The organism is Mycetohabitans sp. B2 (assembly GCF_021733735.1).
GTDB lineage: Bacteria > Pseudomonadota > Gammaproteobacteria > Burkholderiales > Burkholderiaceae > Mycetohabitans > Mycetohabitans rhizoxinica.
On record NZ_JAHKSP010000044.1, the window covers coordinates 1 to 21,572 of the forward strand.

Annotated in this window: 6 protein-coding genes; 5 read left to right on the forward strand and 1 reads right to left on the reverse strand. The window is 56.6% G+C overall.

Features of this window, described 5'->3' with window-relative positions:
* The 5 genes from KPG66_RS08980 to KPG66_RS09000 form a co-directional block, all read left to right on the forward strand.
* Positions 1–767, forward strand: a 767-nt coding sequence (locus tag KPG66_RS08980; RefSeq protein ID WP_237070702.1) for a nodulation protein NodU, incomplete at its 5' end; no start/stop codon positions are given.
* A gap of 50 nt (positions 768–817) precedes the next feature.
* Positions 818–1,798, forward strand: a complete 981-nt coding sequence (locus KPG66_RS08985) for a methyltransferase (protein ID WP_237070703.1) — start codon at positions 818–820, stop codon at positions 1,796–1,798.
* A gap of 111 nt (positions 1,799–1,909) precedes the next feature.
* Positions 1,910–3,604 (forward strand): cyclic peptide export ABC transporter, encoded by a 1,695-nt coding sequence (locus KPG66_RS08990; protein ID WP_041753700.1) that lies wholly within the window; start codon positions 1,910–1,912, stop codon positions 3,602–3,604.
* Between the two features lie 92 nt (positions 3,605–3,696).
* Positions 3,697–17,925, forward strand: a complete 14,229-nt coding sequence (locus tag KPG66_RS08995; RefSeq protein WP_237070704.1) for a non-ribosomal peptide synthetase — start codon at positions 3,697–3,699, stop codon at positions 17,923–17,925.
* A 169-nt stretch (positions 17,926–18,094) separates the two neighbouring features.
* Positions 18,095–18,856, forward strand: a complete 762-nt coding sequence (locus KPG66_RS09000) for an aspartate/glutamate racemase family protein (RefSeq protein WP_237070705.1) — start codon at positions 18,095–18,097, stop codon at positions 18,854–18,856.
* A gap of 191 nt (positions 18,857–19,047) precedes the next feature.
* On the opposite strand, the gene KPG66_RS09005 is transcribed toward KPG66_RS09000, so the two are convergent.
* A partial coding sequence (locus tag KPG66_RS09005) for a non-ribosomal peptide synthetase (protein ID WP_237070706.1) occupies positions 19,048–21,572 on the reverse strand: 2,525 nt, incomplete at its 5' end.

Below are 21,572 nucleotides of genomic sequence, written 5' to 3' on the forward strand. Positions count from 1 at the left end.
GCGTCAGCAATTCCGTCATCAAGGAAAGCGGCTTGTTCTCTCAAATGTATGTCCCCACCGCTCCCCATGACGCAGGCACAGCGGTTGGCGCGGCGCTGCATCTTTATTATTCGCTTTCCGGCCAACGTCCATCCCAGGCGGATGACAACCCGTACCTGGGCCCGGCGTTTTCCGATGCTGCTATCGATGCCGCATTCCGTGACGCCGGTCTGTCGCCCCAACACAGCGCCGATCCCGCGCGCGATGCGGCCACGCTGATCGCTGACGGCAAGATCGTAGCCTGGTTCCAAGACCGCATGGAATTTGGTCCACGCGCGCTGGGTAACCGTTCACTGCTGGCCGATCCCCGCAGCGCGTCGATGCGTGAGATGCTCAATGTGAAGGTCAAGCACCGCGAAGAATTTCGCCCTCTTGCACCCAGCGTACTGGCTGAAGAAGCAGCCAACTGGTTCGAGCTCGGCCAAGCGTCGATGAGCCACCACTCGATGCTGTTCGCCTGCCCGGCCAAACCAGATCGCCAAGCATCGATCCCAGCGGTCCTGCATAAGGATCATTCCGCCCGTGTGCAGATGGTCAGTCGAGAGCGCAACCCTAAATTTCATGCACTAATCCAGCATTTCTTTGAAATGACCGGTGTACCCGTGGTGCTCAATACCTCATTCAACGATAGCGAACCGATTGTCTGCACACCATCGGATGCCATCAAGACGTTCCAAGGAACGGCCATTGATGCTTTGTTTATTGGCGATCGGTTTGTCGTTAGATAAACAAGTGTTTGATCGCCAGATCAACAACAGGATGATACGGGAACATCGCTATGCACCACACAAACGAAGAAAAATGTATTTTTTTCATCACGAAAAACCATGACCAGGCGACAAGTCAGCATCGAATAGCTGACTGCTTGCCGATAGCCCAGTGGAATTCAATGCATCATGGCTTGAATGGTCAAAATGACGAGAAAAATAATTTATTGTCGTCGCCCTATCCAATCAAGGTCGTGACGGATGCCTTTCACTATCCCCATGCTGATCAGGTCCTTCCTATACAGCCGGAACAGTTATTTTTTATGGACTACACGTCCCCAGAAGATATAGAACATGCAAACGTCCTAGACATCGGCATTGGCTCGGGCGTATTGAGCATTTTTTGCCTACTCAATGGCGCTACCTCTTGTGTTGGATTGGATGTCAATCCAAGAGCAAAAATATTGGCCGGATACAACGCCATCCTCAACCATATCGATAAGAATTTCGACATTCGGGATGGCAGTACTTCGAATATTTTCGAATCCGTCAAGGATAAGCAATTCGATTTCATTTGCTCTAACCCGCCGTTCGAGCCTACGCCACCCGGAATCGATTACTACGTCAATTCCGCAGCCGGCATTTATGGAATGGATTTTGCCGAAAAGATACTATCCAATATCGATCAATACTTAACAAACGATGGCATGCTCCAGATAGTCACGATGGCGCCGGGAGATGCGAATAAGCCATTCAAACTATATGAAATTCTCGAGAATCATTTGCCAGGCCGAGCGGTGGAGATTATTCTAGACCAACAGCCCATTCCCTATGATGATTTTGTCGGCAGATTCAACACTATTTTTGGATACGGCGAAGATGTCGTTTCCCAAATGAAAAAGACTGCTCGCGATGACGGCGTCACGCATCTCCATATGCTGATAATGAAATATAAAAAAGGACGACAAGGCAGCATCACGGAAAAGGTGGCCGATAAAATTTACGAAAACTGGACGACCCCCCTTGGGGCGCAGGATTCCTGTTATATGTGACAAGCACACTAACCGTGATCACGGGTAGGTCATCGAAGGCGGACGTAGTCGGAGGTCTATCGCGCAAAATTTGTAACAGTGCAACGCCGCCTGCGAAAAAGGAAGATATTGATGTTGATGGTTCAATACCTGAAGCGGTATTTCCGGCCCTTATTCGCCACAGCGATCCTTTCGTCTGCCGGTGCAATGCTGACGATCGGCCTGCTCGCCTATATCAATCGATTGGCAACGCAAGGATTGCCACAACCCAATTGGGTTTGCCTTGTGACGGCACTGGGATGGTTCGGTGCGCTGTGTCTAGTCAATGGTGTTTCACAAATCATTCTGGCAAAGCTCAGTAGCGGATTGGTGGGCCAATTACGTAAAGATTTATCCAAACAATTCATCGATGTTGATTATTGCAAATTGGTTGGCCATAAATCGACCGTATTTGGCGTTTTGATCGAGGATATCACCCGTATTAGTCCACTGGTCATACTTGCACCCCATCTCGCTTATAACGTTATCTTGGTGCTAGTCTGTTCAATCTATTTAATCACGCTGTCGTTTCAGCTCTTTCTTGTCTTGCTGGTAGGACTGGCTATTCCGCTTGCAATCTCAGCATTCTTGCTCAAATCCACTCGCAAACCACTTGACGCAATGCGGCGCAGCGAAGAGGCATTGTTTGAACATTTTCACGCGATTGCAGATGGCAAAAAGGAAATGTTGTTAAGTCGAGCACGTGCCAACCATTTTTATGACGTGCTATTGCTGCCCGCGATTGAGCAAGCGCAAAGGTTGATGAGACAGGTTCATCTGCGCTGGAACCTCAATGAGGCGTGGTCGTCCGGTTCGGCATACGGTACCGTGTTTGTGGTGGTCTACCTGGGCTATGCCGCATTTGCGCTTCCGTCCGATGTGATTGTGCGCTTTGTCATCGGTGCGCTGTTTATCGTAGGGCCCTTAAATTTTTTAATTCATTCTGGCCAGCCTGTCAGCACCGGTTTGAGCAGCTTGCGTCATCTTGAACGCGTCGGGCTGGATCTGCGCTCGCAGGACGTCACGGCTGATGAGCATACGACGTCGCACACCGATACGAAATGGCAGTCTATCCATGCACAAGATCTTTGCTATCGCTATCCTGAAAGCAAGGTAGGTGAAGGCATTGGACCATTTAATTTAAGTATTCGCCGCGGTGAAATGGTATTTATTGTGGGCGATAACGGCAGCGGCAAATCCACATTGATACACTTGCTGTGTGGCCTGTTGCCGCCCAGCTCGGGGCGACTTTGCTTGGACGAACAACCCGTTCCCTATGGATCGAGCGCATATAGGGAGCGTTTTTCCAGCGTTTTTGGTGATTTCTTTCTGTTCTCTGATGTGCTTGACGCGAAAGGTGATGCGTTGCCTGATGCGCAAATCCGTGCGCTGTTGCGCGATTTGGAATTAGACGAACAACTCTCAGTGGATCAGGGAAAGCTTTCAAAGACCAGTCTCTCAACAGGGCAACGAAAAAGGCTGGCATTGTTGCAATGTTATGCCGAAGATCGGGAAGTGTGCCTTTTTGACGAATGGGCTGCAGATCAGGATCCTCGTTTTCGCCAACATTTTTATTTAACATTGCTGCCACAACTCAAGCAGCAAGGCAAGACGTTGATCGTCATTAGCCACGATGACCGTTTTTTTCATTTGGCGGACCGTCTCATTGTGCTCAAAGGCGGGCGCGTGATGTCCGATTCAGCCACCGACACACTGGCAGATGGCGCCGATACGCGCCTAACTAGCCTCTCCGTTGCCAACAGCATGGCTGCCAATTCGGCAGCATGACTTGCTTTATTTCGATCGGCTACCGAATGCCAAAGAAAGCGGCAGGTTGTCTGTTTACCCCATATTCTTCCCTTTGCACGTAGAGCATCGATATGAACGATCAAACGGCTAAACTCGACTCTCTTATCGAGAACGACGCGAATCATCCATCTCTGCTCGACGATCAAGGTAACACTGGGGGAGCGCCAGACATTCGCAAGGCGCTCGCATCCAGTGAATCGTTCTGGCAGGAGCGACTAGCTCGCCTGCAGCCTTTGCCACTGCCCTTTGAACAAGGTGAGCGTGCGCTTGAGCCCAAATGGGCGATCAGCGCATGGCGCCCGCCATTGCTGGGAAAAAGCGAGCCGAAGCGGTCACTGACGGTGTTGCTGAGCGTGCTGGCGATCTATCTAGCCCGTTTGACCGAGCAAGCGCAGTTTCAGATTGGTTGGCGCGTCAGCGAAACCAACGACAAACCAGAGACGCTTGCCGATCTATCGCCTGTTGTGCCAATGGAAATCGCGGTGGATGTCAATCAGCCTTTTGCTTCGGTTTGTCACGCCATCGAAGCAGAATACGCACGGCTTGAACAGCACCATACATTCGTGCGCGATTTGGTCGTCCGACATCCTGCTTTACGTAGCCTACCCGCGCTGCATGCAGCCCGTCCTTGGCAGGTAGCAGTGTCCGTGCTATCCGATGAAGCACCATCACAGCTTGCCTGCGACACGCAGGCCAGTGGCGCCTTACTGACGCTCCAGGTCAAAGGCGATGGCGCTTTTCGCTGGATCTATGATACCCATCGTATGGATGCACGCCGCGTTCAATGCATCAGCGAACATTTACAAGCATTATGCGACGCAGCATCAAACAACGCCGAGACGCCCGTTTGCAAGTTGAATCTGTTGCCGCCGGCCGAACGCGAAACATTGCTTAACACCTGGAACGCCACAGCGACACCGTATCCGGCACATCAATGTATTCATCAAGTCTTTGAAGAGCAAGTCAAGCGTACACCGGATGCCATTGCGTTAGTTGACGAAGACCAGGCACTCACTTACGCCAAGCTGAATGCGCGAGCCAACCGCCTCGCGCACCGGCTGATTGAACTAAGGGTTCAGCCGGACACGCGCGTAGCCTTGTGCGTGGCACGCTCACCAGCGATGGTCGTGGGGCTGCTCGCGATTTTGAAAGCAGGGGGCGCCTATGTGCCACTCGATCCAGCGTATCCGTCTGAGCGCCTGACGCATATTTTGGCCGATTCGGCACCCAAACTTGTGATCGCCGATGCAGCAGGTCAGGCCGCACTAGGTCAAGCGGCTCTCGCATCACGGACTATACTCGATCCTAATGTGTTGCCAGAACGCGCAGCGACCAATCCGCATGTGCGTGAACTCCTTTCCAGTCATCTGGCTTACGTGATCTATACGTCCGGCTCGACCGGCACCCCCAAGGGCGTGATGGTCGAACATCGGAGTGTCGTCAACCTTGTTCAGGCTCAGATCGATTGTTTTGGCATTGGCCCATTCAGTCGGATCTTGCAGTTTGCTTCGCTCGGTTTCGACGTCAATACGTCTGAGACGTTCATCGCATTGAATAGTGGGGCAAGCCTGTATTTGCCGCCCGATACAGCGCGCCATGATCGCAATGAACTGTGGCGTTATTTAGAAAAGCACGCGATCACGTACGCGGACATTCCGCCCGCACTGCTGCAAGCAGGCGACGATTTACCTTATTTGAGCACCCCTGTGACGCTGATTTTAGGCGGCGAAGCCCCCAGTGCGACACTGCTTCGAAATTTGGTTCGTCAAGGCGCGGTGGTATTCAACGCTTACGGTCCCACCGAAACGACCATCTGCTCAACCGTTTGGTGTGGCTTGCAAGGTTTCAACGGCGAATGGGTCCCGATTGGCCGGCCACTAGCCAACACGCGAATTTATCTACTGGATGCGCACGGTCAACCGGTGCCACTGGGTGCAGTAGGCGAGTTGTATATTGGCGGGGCGGGTGTGGCACGTGGCTATCTGAATCGCCCTGAGTTGACCACCGAGCGTTTCGTCACGGATCCATTCTGCGATGTCGAAAACGCCCGCATGTACAAAACCGGCGACCTAGCTCGCTATTTACCTGATGGCAATCTGGTGTTTCTCGGACGCAATGACCACCAGATCAAGATCCGCGGCTTTCGAATTGAACCAGGCGAAATCGAGACGCGTCTGCGCGAACATCCGCAAGTCCGTGATGCTGCCGTGCTAACGTTGGGCGACGGCGGTGACAAGCGGCTCGTTGCTTATGTCATAGCCGAGTCCGGTGAACAGCTTGCCAACACGCTGCGCGCGCATCTGCTGACCTGCCTACCCGAGTACATGGTCCCCGCCGCGTTCGTACGGCTGGATGCGTTCCCGCTGACCCAGAGCGGCAAGCTCGACCGCCGTGCGTTGCCTGCGCCGCACGCCGATGCCTTTGCTCGTCAAGCGTATGAAGCCCCGCAGGGCGAAGCTGAAACGGTGCTGGCAACGATTTGGGCTGAATTATTAGGCCTATCGCACATCGGTCGGCACGACAGCTTCTTTGCACTCGGCGGAAATTCGCTGCTTGCCGTGCAGATGATCGACCGCTTGCGCCGCGTTGGCCTGACGCTCTCCGTACGCGCACTATTTGAAGCCTCCACCCTAAGTGTATTGGCGCACGCTCTGGGTCAGCACCGGGAAGTGGGCGTGCCACCCAATCGCATCACGCCCGACACCACGACGCTGACACCAGCGCTACTGCCGCTCATCGATCTCACTCAGGCTGACATCGACCGGATCGTCGAACAGGTGCCAGGAGGCGTGGCAAATATCCAGGATATTTATGCATTGTCGCCATTGCAGGATGGCATGCTGTTTCACCATTTGCTTGCGGCTAACAGTGATCCGTATCTGTTGACCACCCAAATGGCTTTTGCCAACCGGCAAGTACTGGATCGCTATCTGGAGGCGGTCCAGCAGGTCGTCAATCGCCACGATATTTTGCGCACCGCTTTCGTCTGGGAAGGACTGTCCGTCCCCGCTCAAGTGGTTTGGCGTCGTGCATCGCTGGCCGTTACCGAACTTGAGTTAAATCCGGACGATGGACCAGTCATCGAGCAACTGTTACAACGCCTCGATTCTAGCCAATATCGGATCGATTTAACCCAAGCCCCACTCCTGCATTTCATCATCGCTCAAGATGGCGATGGCCGCTGGCTGTTGCTCGAGTTGCTGCATCATCTCATCGGTGATCATGCGACGCAGGAGATCATGCAAACCGAAGTCCAGGCTTTTCTCGAAGGACGAGGCGACGCGTTGCCGCCCGCGCGACCCTTTCGTAATCTCGTGGCGCAAGCGCGCCTGGGCATCAGCGAAAGTGAGCACAAGCGCTTCTTTACCGACATGCTTGCCGATGTAGACGAGCCCACGTTGCCGTTCGGGTTAACCGACGTGCATCGCGACGGCACGCATGTGACCGAATCGCACCGGATGCTGCCACAGGACCTGAGTGATCGGCTGCGCACACAAGCCAAGCAGCTGGGCGTGAGTCTGGCCAGCTTATGTCATCTGGCTTGGGCGCAGGTGCTCGCGCGGGCAACGGGCCAGCAGCGAGTGGTATTCGGCACCGTGTTGTTCGGGCGCATGCACGCCGGCGACGGCGCTGACAGCGCAATGGGATTGTTCATCAATACGCTGCCGCTTCGCGTGGATGTGGATGACAGCGTTCAAGACGGTGTACGTCACACACATGCCCGCCTGGCCACACTGCTTGAACATGAACATGCATCACTGGGACTCGCGCAACGCTGTAGTAGCGTGCCCGCCGGTACACCACTATTCAGCGCGCTGCTGAACTATGTGCACGAAGGGGTGTTACCCAGCGAGATTCAGTCCACGCCCGGCATCGAATTCCTGGGCACCCAAGAGCGTGACAACTATCCACTCGGATTGTCAGTGGAAGATCGCGGCCACGCGCTGAGGCTGACTGCCCAGGCCGTGCAGCCACTCGATCCCGATCGGATAGGTGGCTATATGCAACAGGCGTTGGAAAGCCTGGCCTCGGCACTCGAGCACACACCCCATCTGCCCGTCCAGCAGCTGAACGTGCTGCCAGCTGACGAGCGCACACTGTTGCTCGAGACGTGGAACGCGACGCCCTTGTCCCCGGCACACGATGGCGCTATCGGCGATGCGCAAGCTCAAATGCTGCACCAGTTATTTGAGGTACAGGCTGATAAAACGCCGCACGGCGTGGCGATTGTTTTCGAGCAACAGCAGTGTAGCTATCGCGAACTCAACACCCGCGCGAACCAGTTAGCGCACTATCTACGTACACTCGGTGTTGGCCCCGAAGTGGTCGTCGGCGTATACATTGAGCGCTCTATCGACATGCTGGTCGGCGTGTTGGGCATATTGAAGGCAGGCGGGGCCTATTTGCCACTCGATCCGAATTACCCTGCCGAACGAATCGCCTATATGCTGGGCAATGCGAACGTGCCGGTACTCATCACACAATCGCATCTTGAAGCGCAACTACCCGACATGCGGGCGCAGCGAGTGTGCATGGATACCGACTGGGAGCGCATTGCCGCCCACCCACACCATGCGCCGCAAAGCGGCGCCAGCCCGCATCATTTGGCCTACGTGATCTACACCTCCGGCTCCACTGGCCGGCCCAAAGGGGTCATGGTCGATCATCACGCTGTGTCGAGCCGTCTGCATGCGGGACAACAGCTACTGTCATTGCGATCGAGCGATCGCTGTCTGCAGCAAATCTCGCTGAGCTTCGACGCGTCCATAGAAGAAATATTTATCCCGTTGATGACGGGTGCCGCCCTAGTGATGGCCGATCCGACCATACAGATGGACGCAAGCCGTCTTGTCACTTTGATGGCACGGCAACATATCAGCGTGATCGACATTGCGCCAGCGATGCTCGAACAGCTTTGCGCCACTGAAGGTGTGGCCGACTGTCGACATCTGCGGCTCATCCTATGCGGCGCTGAAGCGCTATCAAGCGCCGTGTTGCACGCATGCCAGACAACCTTCCCGAACGCCACGCTTTATAACTTATATGGCCCGACTGAAGGTGTCATTAATGCGCTGGCTTGGCCCGCGACCCAGCTAGCCGCGTCTGAGACACCGCCGCTGGGCAGACCGATCGCCAATACGTGCGTCTATGTGCTCGATCACGCATTACAGCCGGTCCCCATTGGCGTCACCGGCGAGCTTTATATTGGCGGACCGGCATTGGCACGGGCTTATTTGGGCCGGCCTGATCTGACGGCAAAACGCTTCATTGCCAATCCATTTGAACAAGGAACTCGACTTTACCGAACGGGCGACCTCGTGCGTTGGCGCGCGGATGGTCAATTAGAATACCTGGGTCGTGCTGATCATCAAATCAAGCTTAGAGGCTTCCGTATTGAGCTTAGCGAGATCGAATCCGTGCTGGCCAAGTATCCGGGTATTGCCCAAGCCACGCTGAGCTTGCGCGAAGACCGTCCGGGGAATAAACAGCTCGTCGCCTATTGGGTCACGGCAGCCGGCCACACGGTCACGCCCGTCGAACTGAAATCCCATCTAGGCCAAATACTGCCTAGCTATATGATGCCGGCCGCATTCGTCGAACTCGATGCGCTGCCGCTAACGGCGAACGGCAAAATCGATCGCCAGGCGTTGCCGGCCCCCGACTTTAGCTCAAACAACGCTCAGGCGCCACGCACCGCGGCAGAAACGCTGCTGGCTGACCTGTTCGCTGAGGTATTGGGCTTGGATACCGTCGGCATCGACGACAACTTCTTTGATCTGGGCGGGCATTCGCTACTGGCGATGCGCTTGATCAGCCGCATTCGCGCTGCATTGGACATCGATATCGCCATTCGCACGTTGTTTGAAGCCCCGACGGTCGCCGACTTGGCGCAGCGCCTTACGCCCAACGCGTTCGCCCGGCCGCCTCTGCGTCCACAGCCCCGTCCCGCCGCACTACCGTTGTCCTTCGCGCAGCGCCGCTTATGGTTTACTCACCAATTCGAGGGGCCCAGCGCCACCTATAACATGCCGTTGCCGTTACGCCTGTTTGGCACGGTGGACACACATGCTTTGCAGGCCGCGTTGAATGACCTGCTAGCCCGGCATGAAAGCTTACGCACGGTCTTCAACGAGATCGACGGTGCCGCCACACAACAGATCATCGCTGCCGAAGCCGCCTCGCTCACCTTGGAGACAGTTCAGGTGACAGAAAAAACGCTGTCACAAAGGCTGGCCCAAGCAGCCGTTCACCCTTTCGACCTGTCACGCGAAATCCCGCTGCGCGCCTGGCTGTTTCGGCTCGATGCGCAAGAGCATGTGCTGTTGCTACTGTTACACCACATCGCTGGCGATGGCTGGTCAATGGCGCCACTCGCCCGCGACTTGGGCCGCGCCTATGCGGCCCGGCTCCAAGGCCGGGCGCCGGACTGGACGCCGTTGCCTGTGCAATATGCCGACTATACGCTATGGCAACAGGCGTTATTTGGTAACGAGCATGATCCGGACAGCATGATTGGCCGTCAATTCGCGTACTGGGAGCGAACATTGGCCGGTCTACCAGAACGATTGGAGCTGCCGTTTGACCGGGCACGACCGCCTGTGGCCAGTTACCACGGCGACTATGTGGCCATGCGCATCGATGCCACGCTGCACAGCAAGTTGCAAGCCCTTGCCCGGGCGCACGAAGCCAGCTTGTTCATGGTATTGCAAGCTGCATTGGCGGCGTTACTGACTCGTCTGGGCGCAGGCAACGACATCCCAATCGGCACCGCCATTGCTGGACGTACCGATGAAGCGCTGGATGATCTCGTCGGCTTTTTCGTCAATACCTTGGTACTGCGCACCAACACGTCAGGTAACCCGAGCTTCAATGCACTGCTGAAGCGCGTGCGCGAAACTTGCCTGGCTGCTTATGCCCATCAGGACGCACCGTTTGAACAGCTGGTTGAACGGCTCAACCCAACCCGCTCGACCGCGCATCACCCCCTCTTTCAAGTTTCATTGGTATTACAAAACACAGCTGTGCAGCCATTTGACCTGCCTGGCCTGCGTTTGGTCCCCGAACCCATTGATACTTTTACCGCTAAATTTGACTTATTTTTCAGCTTTGATGAAGTAACGAGTCCAGATGGCAGCGCGCACGGGCTGGAAGGCTTGATCGAATATGCGACTGACCTATTCGATCGCGACACGGTGGACAAATTGGCCCGCCGCTTCACTCGCTTGTTGGAGGCCATCGCCGACGCGCCTGCGCAACCGATCGGCCGAATCGATCTTTTGGAGACGACTGAACGGCAACAACTGCTAACCGGTTGGAACGATACGGCGCAACCAATCTGCGAAGCCACGCTGCCCACGCTATTCGAGACGCAAGTGGCCAAAGCGCCTGATGCCATCGCGCTGGTCTTCGAGGATCGACACGTCAGCTACGCTGAACTCAATGCCCAAGCCAACCGCCTTGCGCATTATTTAATTGCCGAGGGCATTGGCCCAGAGGATATTGTCGCCGTCGCGCTACCCCGCTCGCCGCAGATGATCAGCGCGTTGCTGGGTATCTTGAAAGCGGGCGCCGCCTATCTGCCGCTCGACCCGGACTATCCGTGTGAACGACTGGCTTTCATGCTAACGGACGCGCAGCCCAAACGCGTCCTCACCGATGCGTCGAGCGCTAAGCGCTTACCCAACGAGTACACCGCGGTTCTCCATTTGGATGATCCGGCTATCTGCGCCGCGCTGACGCAACGATCCGAGTCCAACCCGAGCGACACCCATCGTCGCCGACCACTCGTTCCCCGCCATCCCGCGTATGTCATCTACACGTCCGGCTCAACCGGGAAACCGAAGGGCGTTGTGGTCACGCATGCTGGCAGCCATAATTTAACGACCACCCAAATCGAGCGCTTCTCGCTGAGCCCGCACAGCCGTGTCCTACAGTTCGCGTCATTGAGCTTTGATGCTGCTTTCTGGGAAATGTGCATGTCGCTGCTGTCAGGCGCCACGTTGGTCCTGGGGCGATCGGAACAGTTGTTGCCAGGAGACGCGCTGGCCAAGCTCGCCTCGGACCAAGCGATCACCCACGCCACTTTGCCGCCCAGCGCGTTGGCCGCCCTGCCCGCCGACAGCTTGTCCACCTGCTCGCACTTGATTGTGGCTGGCGAGGCCTGCCCACCGCACCTTGTCGAACAATGGTCGCAAGCACGGCACATGACCAATGCGTATGGGCCGACCGAGGCAACGGTGTGCGTGGCGATGCGACGTTTTTCACCTGATGAGGCTGTCACCGAAGTCGCGTCATCGATTGGCCGGCCGATTGACAACACCCAGTTGTACGTCTTAGACGAGCATCTACAGCCGGTGCCAGTCGGCGTATCGGGCGAACTTTATATTGGTGGCATCGGGCTCGCGCGCGGTTATCTCAATCGTGCCGCATTAACGGCTGAACGCTTCATTGCCGCACCGTTTGGCCCGGCAGGCGCGCGCTTGTACCGCACCGGCGATCTGGCTCGCTGGCGAGCGGACGGTACACTGGATTTCCTCGGCCGTGCCGATCATCAAGTTAAGTTGCGCGGCTTCCGGATCGAGCCTGGCGAAATCGAGGCCGTACTGTGCCGCCACCCAGCCGTCGCCCAGGCCGCAGTGATTGCCCGCGAAGACCGCCCAGGCCACGCGCAACTGGTTGGCTATGTCACGCTCGACAAAACGACTGCCGAGCGTAATGCCGCCACTGAAGAGCGCCAAGTCGGTGAATGGCAAACGATCTACGACACCCACTACGGCAGCCACTCATCCAGTGCTTTTGGCGAGAATTTCGTCGGCTGGGACAGCAGTTATGATGGGCGCCCGATCCCATTGCCCGACATGCAGGCATGGCGAACAGCCACAGTCGCACGGATCCAAGCGCTCAAACCTCGACGGCTATTGGAAATCGGTGTGGGCAGCGGCCTGCTGCTCGCCCATCTGGCACCGCATTGCGAAGCTTATTGGGGCACGGACTTTTCGATGCCCACCATCGAGGCACTCCGAGAGCAACTGGCGCACTATCCAGAATTAGCCTCGCGCGTGGAACTACGTACGCAGGCGGCCCATGTCACCGAAGGACTGCCGTCAGGCTATTTCGACACCATCGTGATCAACTCGGTGGTGCAGTACTTTCCCAATGCCAATTATCTGCAAGACGTACTGCACCAAGCGATGGCACTGCTTGCGCCCGGTGGTGTGCTTTTTGTCGGCGACGTGCGCAACTTCAGCCTACTGAATTGCTTTGTCAGCGCCGTGCAGTTGCATCAAGCCAATCCTGCCGTCGACGACGTCTCCACCGTACGCCGACGTATCGAGCAGGCATTACTCGCGGAAAAAGAACTGTTACTCGCACCGGCGTTCTTTAGTTCGCTGCCGCATACGATTGACACCATCGCCGCGGTCGATATTCAACTCAAGCGAGGCCCGTATGAAAATGAACTGAGCCGCTACCGCTACGAAGTGGTGTTGCATAAACAGGCGGCAGAGCCTATTCGAACGCTTTCGCTCGCTCAAGCGCCGCAGTTGTACTGGGGCCAGCAGCTCGCCGATCTCGACACGTTGGAAGATCACCTGAACACGCAACGTCCCGCACGCTTGCGTATCGTAGGCGTGCCCAACGCACGCCTGGAACGAGAGATCGAGGCGATGCACGCGCTCGAGCGCGGCTGCGATATTGCCACCGTCCAGCATCAACTCAAAGCCAGTGGCACGCCGGCAGAGGGGCTAACGCCCGACGACTTCCATGCGTTGGGCCAGACGTGCGGCTATTGGGTTGCCGCGACTTGGTCAAGCGACGCGCAAGCGTGCATGGATATCTTGCTCGTTCAAGCCAGCGAAGCGGCTCACGCCACGCTCACCGACCTGTACTTACCCTCCCCCGCGCTGGCTAACCAGGCGCCTGGCGCCCATGCGAATAACCCCGCTAAGCTCGATCAGCTTGCAGCCATTCGTCGCTACGCGGCCTCCGAGTTGCCTGCCTACATGGTGCCAGCCGCCATGGTGCTGCTAGACAACTTGCCGCTCACGCCCAACGGCAAACTCGACCGCAAAGCGCTACCGGCGCCGGATTTTGCCTCTGAGCACTACCGAGCTGCACGCTCGCCGCAAGAACAAACGTTGGCCGAGCTGTTCGCCGAAGTGCTCGGTCTGCCACGCGTGGGCATCGATGACCGATTCTTCGATTTGGGTGGGCATTCGCTGCTGGCGACCCGCCTGATCAGCCGCATCCGCGCCACGTTAGGCGTCGAGATCCCGATACGCACGTTGTTCGAGGCTGCAAGCGTGGCGGAGTTGGCCCCTCGCATCGCGGCGATGCAGCAAAACCACGACGTGTCCATCCCCGCGCTGACGGCTCAGCCGAGGCCCGATGCACTGCCTTTGTCTTTCGCACAAGAGCGTCTATGGTTCCTGGATCAGCTAGGGCAAGGCAATGCGTATCAAATACCGATGGCGACCCGTTTGACGGGGCCATTGGACGTACAAGCCTTGAGCGCTGCACTCAGCGAAATCGTGCGGCGCCATGAAGCGTTGCGCACGCGGTTTGAAGCGCGCAATGGCGTTGGCGTGCAAATGATCGATGCACCATGGACGGTGACACTGGCACCACGCGATCTGGATGAGCAAGCGCTTGTCCCTTATCTGCAAGCGACTGCTCAACAGCCGTTTGATCTGGCTACCGGCCCACTGGCGCGATTCGAACTACTGCGGCTTGCCCCCCATGTTCATGTGCTGAGCATCATATTGCACCACATCATCTCTGATGGCTGGTCAATTGGCGTGCTCACACGGGAATTAAATGAACTGTACAGCGCGTTTATCCAGGGCCAGCGCTCCCCACTACCACCGTTGCCTATCCAATATGCCGACTATGCGATTTGGCAGCGTGCATGGCTTAAGGACGAGGCGCTGGAGCGGGAGCTGAATTATTGGCGCCAAAAATTGGCGGGCATCCCTGTCGCGCTGGAACTGCCGACCGACCGGCCTCGACCCGCCGTGTTAAGCGGCCAGGGTCACGGCCTTGCAGTGAACGTGCCGGCCGCACTCGCCACGCAACTTAAAGCGCTGGCGCAGCGTGAAGGCGCCACGCTATATATGACCCTGCTCGCCGCGTTCCAAGTCGTGCTCAGTCGCTGGAGCGGACAGGATGACATCGTCGTGGGCTCACCCATCGCAGGACGCACGCAGGTCCAAGCCGAACAATTGATAGGCTTCTTCATTAATACCCTGCCTTTGCGTGCCGACTTGTCGGGCAATCCTCGCTTCAGCGAATTGCTGGCCCAGATGCGGGAGACAGCGTTAGAAGCTTATGCGTACCAGGCCGTGCCATTTGAAAAGCTGGTGGAAGTCTTGCAACCCGCACGAGACCTGTCACGCGCGCCAATTGTACAAGTCATGGTCAATGGCCTGAATCTGTCGGCATCCAACTTGGCTTTGCCCAGGCTCATCGCCGAGCCGGTTCACTTCGACACATTCGGCACGAAATTCGACCTAACACTGTACTTTGGCGAGACATCGGACGGCATTGAAGGCTGGCTGCAATATGCAACTGACCTGTTTGACGCCGAGACGATCCAGCGGTTGGGGCAGCACTGGGTCAACGTGCTCGAGGCGGTGGTTGCCGACCCGACGCAGCGCCTGTCCGAACTGCCGCTGCTCAGCACCACAGAACGCCACCAACTGCTCACAGCGTGGAATGACACGGCCGCTGACTTCGCCTCTGCGCCCACCCTGCACCAGCTATTCGAAGCCCAGGTGCAACGCACGCCGAACGCAGTCGCTGCGGTGTTCGAAACGCAGCAGATGACTTACGCCGAGTTGGACTGCCGGGCCAACCAGCTTGCGCATCGTCTTCGTGCCATCGGCGTAGGACCCGAGGCTGTCGTGGCCCTCTGTGCCGAGCGCTCGCTACAGATGCTCGTGGGCTTATTGGGTATCTTGAAAGCAGGGGGTGCTTACTTGCCCCTGGATCCAAGTTATCCGGCTGAACGCATCGCTTATATGTTGGAGGATGCACAAGTCGCAGCAGTGGTGCTGCAGCCCCATCTTGAGCCACTGTTGCCCGCCACCCAGGCTCAGACCGTGGTGCTGGAGACAAGCTGGGCCCAGATCGCCACGCAGCCCTCAACACGGCCAACCAGTGTCGTGAGACCGCACAATCTGGCCTATATCACCTACACGTCAGGCTCAACGGGTAAGCCTAAAGGTGTGATGTCCCAGCACCGCGGTGCGGTCAATTACTTGAACTTCCTGGTGCGCCACTACCGCCTCACTGAGGCCGATGTCGTGCTCAACGTAGCTAGCCTCGCCTTTGACGCGTCGGTGCGCGATCTACTCGGCCCGCTCGTGGCAGGCGCGCGGACCGTGCTGATCCCGACAGCGCAAGCCAAAGAGCCACATCAATACGTGCGCGCGATCAACGCGCACGGCGTCACGAAGTTGCTCAGCATCACGCCCAGCTTGCTGCGCAGCGTCTGCCAAGTGGCTGACGGCCCGCAAACGACCCCGACGCTGCACACGATCTTGACAAGCGGCGAAGCACTTGAGGCGGATTTATGCACGCAAGTGCACCAGACGCTGGGCGAGCAGATCCATGTGGTCAATCAGTATGGTCCGACCGAATGCACGATGACCTCCACGTGGTTTGCAGCCGTGCGTCAGGCAAGCGGTATCGTGCCGATCGGCCGGCCTTTGTCCAACGCGCGCGTGTATCTGCTTGATCGGTATTTGCAGCCAGTGCCCTGTGGTGTAGCCGGCGAGTTGTACATCGCGGGAGCGGGTCTGACACAAGGCTATGTCAACCAACCCGCGCTGAGCGCCGAGCGCTTTATCGCTAACCCCTTTGGCCAAGGCGAGCGGCTATATCGAACCGGGGACTTGGCCAAGTGGCGAGCAGACGGCCAGCTCGAGTATCTCGGCCGCACCGACCATCAAGTCAAAATCCGCGGCTTTCGCGTCGAGTTGGGAGAAATTAGCGCGGCGCTGGCTAGTCACCCCAGTGTGGCACAAGCGACGGTCATCGCACGGGAGGACGAGCGATCAGCAGACAAACGCTTGGTCGCCTATTTAGTAGCATCAGCAAACTGTACGATTACGCCCGCTACACTGAGACAGTACCTGAGTCAGAAGCTGCCGGACTATATGATCCCGGCCGTATTCGTCGTGCTTGATGCCTTGCCGCTGACACCAAACGGTAAGGTCGATCGCAAAGCACTGCCAGCGCCGGAAATGACGGTGACGGCAACAGCACGCATGCCGCGCACCCCTGAAGAGCAGGTGCTTTGCGAAATATTTGCCGAGGTGCTGGGCGTCGCACGCGTCGGTATCGATGACAACTTCTTTGAACTAGGAGGCCATTCGTTGCTGGCTGCACGGTTGATCAACCGTGTCCGCACCACGCTCGGCTTGGAGCTGTCCATTCGAAACTTGTTTGAAACGCCCACCGTAGCAGGTCTCAGCCAGCAGCCAGACAAGCCGACCGACCTCGACTCATTATTCCAAGTCGTATTGCCGCTCAGATCTCACGGAGATCGCCCCCCGTTGTTCTGTATCCATCCGGCGGGAGAACTGGGTTGGTGCTATGCCGGACTTTTGCGATATATCGATCGACAGTATCCCCTTTACAGTTTGCAGGCACGCTGTCTTTCGACCTCAGGGCCGCCTCCGGAAACGATTGAAGAAATGGCTTTGGATTACGTTGAGCAAATCCGCCGTATTCAACCTAGCGGTCCTTATCAACTGGTAGGCTGGTCCTTGGGGGGACTGATTGCCTTTGAAATGGCTTGCCTTCTGCAAAAGAAAGGCGAGCACGTCGCCTTACTGACACTTTTGGATAGCTACGTTAGGACAGGAGACAAGCCCATGCGACGGATTGCCAGACAGGACATGATTGCCGATCTGCTTGCCGAGGTCGGATACGATTCAGCCAGTTCAGAAAAAACGCCCCTCGATTTCGACGAGCGTCGGGAGATTCTTCGCCAAGGAGGTAGCCTCTATGCCGCATTAGATGAGCGTCAATTTGATAGCATTTTGGATTTCTTTGAAAAAACACCTCAAATGATCGAGCGTTATGTTCCTCGCTCTTCGTTCGAAGGGGATGTGCTGCATATCAAAGCAGCATTGGAGAAACCAGGCTTTCGGCCAGAGCCGGAAACATGGCAGGCTTACGTAAAAGGCCATGTTGAGATGCATTCCATCGACTGCGAGCATGGCGCGATGATGCAACCGGAACCGTTAGCCCAAATTGGCCCCATCATTGCGCAGAAACTAAGCACAGTGAGTTAAACACTGATCCGTACGCGTGCGAGGTGGTACCGGAGCTAAACGCCATAGCTTTTTAAAGTTAGATGCCGGTACGCCGAGCACGAACGCTCATTTTTTTGCAAGAGGTTTGGGGGCGTCAGGATAAAGACTGTCGTCAAGCGTCACGGCGTCGACATTTAAGGATGGGTAGATGAGGACGGATGCTTCGTTTGGAAAAGATCGCCTTGGCATTTTAGGAGGTATGGGCAGCGAGGCGACCGCATACTTTTTGCGGCTACTGGCTCAACGTGCGGGTGCGCAGGTCGATCAAGACCATGTCCCCTTTCTACTGCTTTCCTGTCCAGAAATTCCGGACCGCTCCACTGCAATCGAGAACGGCGACACGATTGTCCCGACAATGATCCATGCGCGTCTTGCGCAATTAGCGCGCGCGGGATGCGGCGCCGTCGCCATTGCGTGCAACACCGCTCACTACTGGCGCGATGAATTCGCAGCGGCTTTGCGGATTCCGTTCATTGATATGATCTCCGCGACCGCGCGGCAAACTGCGCTCTCAGGGGCAGGGAGCGCAATCGTGCTAGGCACGCGCTCCACGATCCGTTATCGATTGTACGATCACGCATTGAATGATGCCGGCGTGCATCTCATCGAACCTGACGATGAGATCGTCGAGCTAACAAGTGCCGCCATCTCCCTGAGCAAAGCAGGCGATCTTCCCGGCGCGTCGGCTCAACTGGCCCGCTCACTGGCGGCATGCGGTGCGTTGCACGCCGACGCTGTGATTCTAGGTTGCACCGAGCTGCCAATGGTGGTGCCTGCGGGAATCCGAGGCATTCATTTGATCGATTCGGTATCCTGCCTAGCTGAAGCTTGCGTGCAGTGGTGGCGGGCTCAATCGATGCCTGATCAGGAGGTAGAGACACGCCTTAGGCTACGATTTAGAATGGGTTGATCTGGCGTACCATCGAGCGGCCAATAAGCCCACCGCCTACCGACAATATGCCTACTCATTTTCTAACTTGTCCGTGGGAGCGCAAGGGAACTGTCCCCTTGCGCCACCCAATCAGGCCCATACTGGCAGTAGCCATGCTCAGCCCAATTCACGCACTGACTCGACCGGCAGGTCCAGAGCGGCAGTGTTAATCATGCCGCCTGTAGCACATTCAGTTTATGTCTTAGAATGCAACCAATCTGTGCAGTAGGCGCGGGCAACTCCATGTCGTAATGTTGGCAGGCAATGTCGTAAACCTCAATATTACCCATTACGTAAGGCTGCCATACCTCCGGTGAAATGGGTTGAGTCAATGCATCTCGTGCCATTGTCGCCCTGAAAAACAACATATCGCCACTGTAAATACGTGGCGAAAAACGTTGAACAAGCTGCATATTATTTTGCAGCACTGCACGGGTTTTCTCCCACAAATAGCGGCCGGCTTCCGACAGACTGCCTGCAGCGTGGCGTACAAACAGATGATAAAAATCGTCTTCGTTGATCTCTGGCTTATTATCCCATTGCACATAATCTGGCGTCGCATCGAGCACCGCTAGCAACGCAACCCGCTCACCCTGTTGTTCAAGCTGCGTTGCCATGCTATGGACCACTTTTCCGCCAAATGACCAACCTAGCAGGTAGTAAGGCCCGCATGGTTGAATACGGCGGATTTGCTGAATATAGTCTATCGCCATCGCTTCGATCGTGACGGCAGGCAGCGAGCCACCATCGAGTCCACGAGCTTGTAGACCATAGACCGGTTGATCTGCCTCCAAATGACTCACCAGGCCTCGATAGTGCCAACTTAGCCCAGTGACAGGATGGACACAGAAAAGCGCAGGTCGGGCGCCATGAGGTTGAATCGGCAGTAGCACAGCAAAGGACTCATCCTGCACGTTCTCTTGTGCCGATACACGCTGCGCTAGCACGGCAAGGGTCGGTGCTTCGAACAGGACAGGCATCGGAATGGAGATACCCAAAGCGGTGCGGCTCCGACTGATCATCTGCACCGCGAGCAATGAATGCCCGCCCAAAGCGAAGAAGCTGTCGTGTCGGCTGATCTTCTCCACGCCGAGCAGCTCGGACCAAATCTCGGCCAGCGTGGTCTCGCACTCGCCCTGCGGCGCCTCGTACGCTTGGTGCGCAAACGCCTGCGCGTCCGGTGCCGGCAACGCACGCCGATCCAGCTTGCCATTGGACGTAAGCGGCAACGCATCGAGCCGCACAAACGCGCTGGGCACCATGTACTCAGGCAGCGTTGCCGCTACATGCGTACGAAAGGTGCCCGCTAACGCCTCATCGGGCTCGGCCACCACATACGCTACCAAGCGTTTATCTTGGCCCTCGCCCATGGCCAGCACCACCGCCTCATGCACCTGCGGCTGCTGAACCAGGCGCGCCTCGATCTCACCCAATTCAATCCGAAAGCCCCGGATCTTCACCTGATGGTCATTGCGGCCCAGAAACTCTAAATTGCCATCGGGTAAATAACGCGCCAAATCGCCCGTCTTGTACATCCGCGCGTTGGGATCTCGAGAGAACGGATCGTGCACAAAGCGCTCGGCGGTCAGTTCCGGGCGGTTCAGGTAGCCACGCGCCACACCCGCACCCCCAATATACAATTCACCCACCGCGCCCAACGGTACCGGCTGACCGTAGCTATCCAATAGATAAATCTGCGTGTTTGCGATCGGACGACCGATGCAGCGCCAGTGATCACTATCACCTACTATTTCATATATCGTAACGATAATCGTTGTTTCAGTCGGACCATAAGTATTCAATAAGCGCGCCTGATGGCCTCCTGCTAACCATGCACTTTGTGCAGATACGCTTAATGTGTCTCCGCCAATGAGAATCGCACGTACGCTGTTTGCAACAGCAACTTTTTCCTGAATTAATTGTGCCCAGAACTGAGTGGGTAGGTCTACCAAGCTTACGCGGTTTGCTTCGCAAAAATCCCAAAATTGCTTGGCGTCTGCCAGCCAAGCATCCGTTCTCAAAACTAACGTTGCGCCATAGCATAAAGTGCAAAAAATTTCTTCGACTGATGCATCGAAAGATAACGAAGAAAATTGCAAAAGGCGATCTCGCGAACTCAGTTCAAGTCGCTGCGCCACCACTATTCCATGGTTGACTACACTACTGTGCTGGACCAAAACACCTTTTGGTATGCCAGTGGAACCGGATGTATAGATCACGTACGCAAGATGACAGGACGTCAGCGCAGGCAACGAGGGGTTCGTGTCCGCCTGCTTCGGCAGCGTGTTTGGGTCCAGCACCGTGCGATGAGCCAAGGCCGCCTCACCCAGCGCCGCCCTGCCCGCCGCATCGGCCAGCACAATGTCCGGTGCCGCATCCGTGAGAATATGCGCGAGCCGCGCACCTGGATACGCCGGATCCAGCGGCACGTACGCTCCGCCCGCTTTCAAAATCGCCAATAGCCCCACCACCATCGCGGGACTGCGCTCCACACAGATCGCCACTCGTGCATCGGGCACAACACCCAGCTCAATCAACTGATGTGCCAAGCGATTCGCTTGCGCATTCAACTGAGCGTAGCTGAGCGTCTGCTCCTCATAGACCAGTGCTGTCGCCTGTGGCGTGCGCTCCACTTGCGCTTCAAATAGCTGGTGAATACATTGGTGTGACGGATAGTCTTGCTGCGTCGCGTTCC

Bases quoted from the DNA above. Each gene is read 5' to 3' on its own strand.
- KPG66_RS08985 (WP_237070703.1), top strand. From the start codon at position 818: ATGCACCACACAAACGAAGAAAAATGTATTTTTTTCATCACGAAAAAC.
- KPG66_RS08990 (WP_041753700.1), top strand. From the start codon at position 1,910: ATGTTGATGGTTCAATACCTGAAGCGGTATTTCCGGCCCTTATTCGCC.
- KPG66_RS08995 (WP_237070704.1), top strand. From the start codon at position 3,697: ATGAACGATCAAACGGCTAAACTCGACTCTCTTATCGAGAACGACGCG.
- KPG66_RS09000 (WP_237070705.1), top strand. From the start codon at position 18,095: ATGAGGACGGATGCTTCGTTTGGAAAAGATCGCCTTGGCATTTTAGGA.